This window comes from Micromonospora sp. NPDC051296, assembly GCF_040682255.1.
GTDB lineage: Bacteria > Actinomycetota > Actinomycetes > Mycobacteriales > Micromonosporaceae > Micromonospora > Micromonospora craterilacus.
Genome location: NZ_JBFBAO010000374.1, coordinates 1 through 6,687, shown reverse-complemented (window position 1 = coordinate 6,687; position 6,687 = coordinate 1). Strand labels below are relative to the sequence as shown.

At 71.3% G+C, this 6,687-nt stretch carries 4 protein-coding genes and 1 pseudogene; 2 read left to right on the top strand and 3 right to left on the bottom strand.

From position 1 onward, the window contains the following. Positions 1–991: hypothetical protein (locus AB0M52_RS28345; protein ID WP_363959925.1), on the top strand; the 991-nt coding region annotated here is incomplete at its 5' end. A gap of 16 nt (positions 992–1,007) precedes the next feature. Here the strand turns inward: AB0M52_RS28345 and AB0M52_RS28340 are convergent. From AB0M52_RS28340 to fxsA, 3 genes are read right to left on the bottom strand one after another with little or no spacing between them, the layout of a single operon-like run. After that, positions 1,008–2,009: a hypothetical protein gene (locus AB0M52_RS28340; RefSeq protein ID WP_363959923.1), complete on the bottom strand. Its 1,002-nt coding sequence runs from the start codon at positions 2,007–2,009 to the stop codon at positions 1,008–1,010. 11 nt (positions 2,010–2,020) lie between these two features. Beyond that, positions 2,021–5,860 carry an FxSxx-COOH system tetratricopeptide repeat protein gene (gene fxsT / locus AB0M52_RS28335; protein WP_363959920.1) on the bottom strand — a complete coding sequence of 1,280 codons (3,840 nt, stop codon included), beginning with the start codon at positions 5,858–5,860 and terminating at the stop codon, positions 2,021–2,023. Further along, a complete protein-coding gene (fxsA, locus tag AB0M52_RS28330; protein WP_363959917.1) occupies positions 5,847–6,029 on the bottom strand; it encodes an FxSxx-COOH cyclophane-containing RiPP peptide in 183 nt (60 codons plus the stop codon). Before fxsA ends, fxsT begins: the two co-directional genes overlap by 14 nt. A 293-nt stretch (positions 6,030–6,322) precedes the next feature. Between fxsA and AB0M52_RS28325 the strand changes: the two are divergent. Further along, positions 6,323–6,687 (top strand): annotated as a pseudogene (locus AB0M52_RS28325) (radical SAM protein); the annotation flags it as partial.

Sequence of the window (6,687 nt, the reverse complement as noted above, 5' to 3'; positions counted from 1 at the left end):
GCTACGCGACCTGCCGGTCGACTTCTGGATACCGCTGGACGAGCACGGCGCCGGATGCTGCGTGCTGCTGTCCGAGTCGGTACTCAAGTCCGAGGAGGTCGACGAGCTCAACCGACGGGTCGTGGCAATCCGGGCAGCGGTGCCGGACAGCGAGGTGATCCTGGTCGTCGTCGGGCATCTGCCGGCGGATTTCGCCGCAGACCTCGCCGAGACGTTCAGCGTCGAGCCGATCGTCCACGATCCGCAGACCTTCGCCGAGGATCTCTCCGGCAGCGTCAAGGCCTCCTGGCGGCGGCTGGAGCAGGTGCTCGGCGCGGACGTGCTGACCTCGGTGCGGCAGCGGGTCGAGCGTATCCAGCGCCAGCAGACCAACGCCCAGCGGTCGATCGAGCGGCTGTCGTACCAGCTCGACGAGATACGAGGCGACCTGCGCCATGATCCTCGCGGCGCGACGCACCGCAATGCCAGCCTGCCGTCGCCATCGGCCGGGGTGAGCGCCGCCTCCCCGCTGCCCGGCCGGGTGGCCCGGGTCTTCGCCGACGCTATCGAGGCGCTCGACCAGCTCACCGGCTTCGAACGCCACCTGCGCGACGCTTTCGCCCCGCCCGGCCCGGATGCGGGACGAGGGGCCGGGGAAATGGCGACGCTGCGGTCGGGGCTGCGGTCGCGGGACGTGCAGCGGGCGTTGGGCACGTCACTGGTCCTGCGCCGGCTCATCGAGGCGTTCCGGGGCGGCGTCGAGCAGTGGTACGGCAACCACCGTCGCGCCCCGCACCCGGCCGACCTGGAACAGCTGGACCGGCTCTGCGAAACCTTCGACGGGATCGCCGAGTTCCTGCCGTTGTTCCAACTGGACGTCCTGGGCGACCTGGCCGTGCCGGACGGCGGCGGCTCGGTCGAACCGCCGGACCGGTCCCGGAGCTGGTCGGAGGCACGGTCGGTGTTCGACGGGTTGAGCACTCGGGTGCGGCGGCTGGTGGTGGACGCCTGATCCACCGCCGGCCATCTCAACCTTCGAGACGGAACTCCGCGAGCTCGTTGCCCACCGTCCACATGGCCTGATCCGCGTGGCTGACCCAGTCCTGGTCGAGGCAGACGCCGAAGAGGTAGTCGTCCGGCGCGAGCAGGTAGTAGTAGATCGCGCCGATCTCCAGATCCAGCACCAGGCGTTCGACCTCGCTGGCGACCGCCCGCCGTAGGTCCCGGCTGACCTGCAGCGCCAGCAACGACAGATCTCTGGCCAGGCGTTCGTAGCCCGTACGGCGGTCGGTCACGGTGGCGCCCCGGTTGAAGAACAGTTCGAGATCCGGGTGCCGCAGGATGTCGACCGCCGCCACCACCTCCCCCTGCCGGTGGTGACTGAGATAGTGCAGGCCCGAGGGCCGCAGCGCACTGGTGAGGATCCCGGCGGGATCGCTCGACCCGGTCACGTACGTTTCGATGTCGTCGCCGGCCACCCGCGGGGTCTGGCGATACTCCACGGTCAGCCAGCCACCGGGGTTCTGCGACGGTTGCCGCACCAGTTGCCGCAGGTCGGTGGCGAGCTGAGCGGCGCCCCGGTCCATCTCGCTCGCCTGGGCCGGGTTGATCACCCCGTGGACGGTGGGCGGGATCGTCCCGAAGCCCACCACGTGTTCGCCGCCCACCGTCGTGTTGCAGAAGACGAGATCGGTCCGGGTCTGGACGGCCATCCGCACCAGCGCCCCGCACTGTAGGTGCCACACCCGCCGGCTGAGCTCGGCCGCGCGGTAGACCAGTTGGGCGCCCACCCGGCGGTACGCCTCCCGGCGCTGCGGCGGATCGGTGTCCGGCTGGCCCACCGGCGCCGACTCGTGCGTCAGCAGGTCCAGCGAGAAGTCGAGGACTCCGCCGGTGTAGTGGGCGAGGTGGTAGACGCCATGGCCGCCGAGCAGCAGCCGTCGGCAGAGGTCCCGCTTCTTCCGGAACCCCGGCACGTCCTGTTCGGCCGACTCCTCGACCATGGCACCGAGCAGCTGCGGGTCGGTCACCTGGTCACTCCTCAGCTTCTCGGCACGTCGATGTCGGTGTCGGCCAACAGCATCGAACTGGCGCCGTCGGCCCCGCCCAGCCGAGCGTTGATCGCGGCGAGGTTGGCGGCAGAGTCGATGGTGCACGGGTGACGCCGGCCGAGGAAGCGCTCGCAGGTCCGGTGCGTCTCCTGCTGGATCCGCAGGGCGTCGGCCAGGTCACCGCGGGCGGCCAGATGGCCGGCCTGTGCCGTCGCCGCGGTCAGCGTCCACGGGTGGGCGTCACCGAGCCGGTTCCGCAGGGTCCGCATGCCCCGCTCGCCGTCGCGGACCGCATGGTCGAACTCGCCGACGCCACGATGGCAGAGGCCCAGGTTGACCGAGCAGACCGCGGTGAACGGATGCCCGGCCTCCAGCGTCCGCTCGTAACCACGCAGGCAGCGCATAGCGTGCTCGACCGCCGCCCCGGCATCGCCGGCCCGGTAGTAGTCGACGGCCATGCTGAGCAGGCTGGCCCGGGTGAGCGGATGGTCCTCCCCGAAGCGCTCGCGGTAGCCGCGGTACGTCTCGATGCTGCGCTTCTTGGCGGCGAGGGTGAGCCCCAGACGGCGTTCGGTGACCGCGAGGCTGCGGTTCACACTCAGTTCGTCGAGATGGCTGGCGGATCGGAGCTCGTGGACGCGTTCCAGCGTCTCGCGCAGCGTGGCCAGCGACAGTTCGTACTCGCCGGCCTCCCGTTCCAGGGTGCCGACCAGACACGACGCCCGCCAGGTGGCGGGCTCGTCGGGCCCGAACAGTGCCATCCACCGGTCGAACAGCTGGTGGGCGAGGCGCAGCGCCTCCCGCGCATCGCCGGTGAGCTGGAAGGAGATGGCGAGGTTGTTGATCGCCATCCGGGTGTTCGGATGGTCGTCGCCGAGCACCTCCTGGTAGCCGGCGAGGGTCGCCTGATCCTCCACCAGGGCGTCCTCGAACCGCCCCAGACCACGCAGGTCACCGCCCCGGCCTCGACCGGCGATGAGAGTGCGGAAATGCCGCAGCCCGTAACGGCGGCGCTGCTCGCTGAGCACCCGCTCGTCAAGGTGCAGAGCGTCCTGCGGTTTACCCAGCATGCGGTGCAGGTTCGCGGTCTGGACGAACAACCGCATGGTCAACTGGTCGAAGTCACCGCCGGCCGTCCAGCGGTCGCAGGTCTGCTGCGCCAACCGCACCGCGGACTGCCAGGCGTCGCTGTCGCCGAAGTAGAAGAGATAGCGCACCTGCTTGACCACCCAGTGCCGGACGGGCATCTCGTCGGCCGTCAGCGCGCCGGACGGCACCAGGTGGCGTTGCAGCTCATCGAAGACGGGAAGGTAGCGCCGGTCGTCCGCCTCCGGATCGGTGGGCGCGTAACCGGCCAGCCCGTACAGGACCTGGCGGTGCCGCTCGCGCCGCTGCGGCTCAGGGATCGACTCGCGGATCAGGACCTGGATGGCCCGGTGCATCCGCAACGCGGCACCGCGCCCCCAGTCGATGTCGAAGAGGGCGAACCGCGCGCCGACGGTCAGCACCAGGTCGATCTCGCCCGCGTCGAGCAGCAGTTCCTCCGCGTCGACGTCGGCCGCCGCGGCGAGCTGGGTCAGCATCGGCACCGACCGCAGCAGCGGGAGCCCGATCCCCTCCGGGGAGAGGAACGCGGACAGCTCGGCAACCCGGATCGCCAGCGCCCCGAACTCGGTGTCCCGCAGGGTGGCCAGGGTGTTCTCCAGCACCCGGGCGACGGTGGAGGTACGCGATCCAGGGATCCGTTCGGCCGGTTCCTCGGCGGGCTGTCGCAGCCAGTCCAGCAGCTCGGCCACGCATCGGCTGACCGCCTCCAGGTTGGGTACGCCCTCGCGCTCCAGCACCCGGGTGCGCTCGCGGATCCAGGCGGTGGCCAGCCGCAGGGCCAGCGGTAGGTGGTCCACCGCGGTCGCGATCGCTCGCGCGTCCTGGGCGCTGATGCCGAGCATCCGCCGCAGCATGGCGACACTCTCGTCGCCGCTGAACGCCGCCACTTCCATCGGTGCGGGCAGGTTGGAGGATCCGTCGTCCCGCGAGGTGAACAGGATGTGACCGGCACCGGCCCGCGGCAGCAGCCCGGCCAGCACCTCCGCGTCGTCGGCGTTGTCGTAGACGAGCAACCAGCGGGTGATAGCGCCACGCGGAGCCGACAGCGCGGCCACGGCCGCCTCCGCCGCACCGACGCTGTCCACCACGTTCATCTCCTTGGCGAGTTCACCAAGGGCGGTCTGGACGGTTTCCCGGTCCTGCGCGGGAATCCACCAGACCACGTCGTAGTCGTAGGCGAAACGGTGGGCGAACTCGCGGGCGATCTCACTCTTGCCGACGCCGGCGCCACCGGCGAGGGTCACCGGCCCACCGCCGCCGGTGAGCTGGTCGCGCAGCCGTTCGAGATACTCGCCGCGACCGACGAACGAATCGTTGCGCGGCGGCAGGTTGGTGCGCAGCCGCCGGTCGGCGTCGGCCGGGTACCGCGGCGCGGTCCGCGGGTCGCCGGTGGGTTGCGTGGGAGCGATCAGGCCCAGCCGGCTCAGCAGCACCGGCTGCGCCCGCGCCGCGTCGACCTCCCGCAGGTCGATGACCCGGCTCGGATCCAGTTGCTCCGGCGCGGGCCCGCTGGTCAGCACCCCGAACATTTCGTGGTCCGTACCGGAGGCCGCCAGGCCGGCGCCGACGGCCCGCAGCACGCGCGGCGACAGGATGGCCAGCACCGTGGCGTCGGCGCCGAAGGTCGGCGCCGCCTTCCCACGGACGGCGTGTGGCTGGACCTGGGCGTTGGCCCGCCGCAGTTGCCCGCCGATCCAGTCGGCGTACGGCCGGTCGGCCGGCTCGTAAAGGACATGGATCTCGTCGGCGGTCTCCGCCCGGTCCAGCAGCACGCCCCGGCGGTACCGGCGACGGATCCGCTCCGGCACCTCGGCCGCTCGGGCCACCGCGCCGCCGCTGATCCAGGACGCCATCTGCTCGTACGCGGTCAGCAGACTGGTCTGCTCGCCGGGGGTGTCCGCCAGCACGGCCAGCACGTCGTCGTAGGTGTCGTAGGCCGGATCCGGCACCTCCACGATCTCCACCGACGAGGACCCGCCGACCGCCTCGTCGAGCAGCTTCGCGAAAGCCTTGCGGGCCGAGTCGCGGGCCTGGCCGTACCACGGTTGGCTGAGGTCACGCAGCGTCGGTGCCGCGAGTAGCCGGATGCCGCCGATGGCCTGCTGCTGAAGTTGGGCGGCCAGGTCGGCCGCCTGCTGCATGGCCGGGCGGCGCGGCGGTATCGACACCACCGCGACATCGCTGAGCATCGCGGTGTAGCTGATGCCGGGCAGGGTGAGATCCACCGGGGTGTCGATCAGGACGTAGTCGAAGCTGGTGTGTTGGAGCAGCTGCCGGGCCCGCACCGGGTCGACCTCGGGCAGGCCGGCGACCTCAAGGCTCACTCCGACCATCGCGAACCCGAAGCTCGACCCGGGGATCGCGTAGCGGTAGAGGATGCCCTGCTCCGGCGCGGACGGGGCGATCACCGCTGCGGCTCGGTGGGCGGGCGGGTCCGGGTGCGGGCTGATCAGGGCGGCGAGTTCGGCGCCGAGCACCCCGGCGGCCGCAACGGCGTCGACCCGGAACGAGCGCAGGTAGTCGTAGACCCGAGGGTTCTTCGTGCACCAGTCGATCGCGAGCACCCGCTTGCCGTTCGAGGCGAGGATCCAGGCGATGTTGGCGACCGCGCTGCTGCGTCCGGTGCCGCTGGTGGGCGACACGAAGGAGACGATGGTGCCGTGACCCGCCGGCTCGTCGGCGCCCGGCGTTACCGGGCCACCCTCCCGGTCAGTCGTCGTCATCGAGTGCACTTTCAAAGCCCGCGTACTGGTCACCGGCGGCGGCGCTGCGGCGTTGCAGGCGATGCAGCGCGGCCAGGAGCACCTCGCTGGGCACGCCGTCGAGCTCGGTGAGGTCCACATTGGTGAGATCGATCAGATCGGAGCGCAACACGTCCTCCCCGGTGTCCATCCCCGATCACCGCCTGTCTGCGTCTCGCACCATGATCGCGTCGCCTCGAAGCCGGACATCGATCATTGGCCAGATCCGCTGCGTACACCCATGATAACGATGTGGTGCCGCCACCATGGTGCGGCCCGCCGCGCAGCGCCGCGGCCCTCACCGGCGGTGCACGGGGGCATCGCCGTGGGGCCGGCACCGCAGGTCACCGCGGCCGACGGACAATCGAAAGCCATGCGTCGATGTATGCTGGATTCTCGTCGACGGTGGCCCGACCGGCCACCGCCAGGACGGTGGAGCCGCAGATGCCCGGATCCGACGACCGTCACCGGCCCGCCGGTGGCACGGCGACCCGCCGCGCTCCACCCGTCGCCTTCCGCCAGTTCGTGCTCAAGCTGCACAGCCGGTGCGACCTGGCCTGCGCTCACTGCTACGTGTACACGATGGCCGACCAGGGCTGGCGGGACCTGCCCCGGACCATGTCGCCGTCGGTGCTCGACGCCGCCGCGCGCCGCATCGGCGAGCACGCCCGCACGCACCGGCTCGACCTGGTCTCCGTCATCCTGCACGGCGGCGAACCCTTGCTGGCCGGGCCCGCCCGGGTCGAGTCCGCAGTGTCGGCGATCCGACATGGCGCAGCGCCGGTGCCGGCCCGGGTGACGGTGCAGAC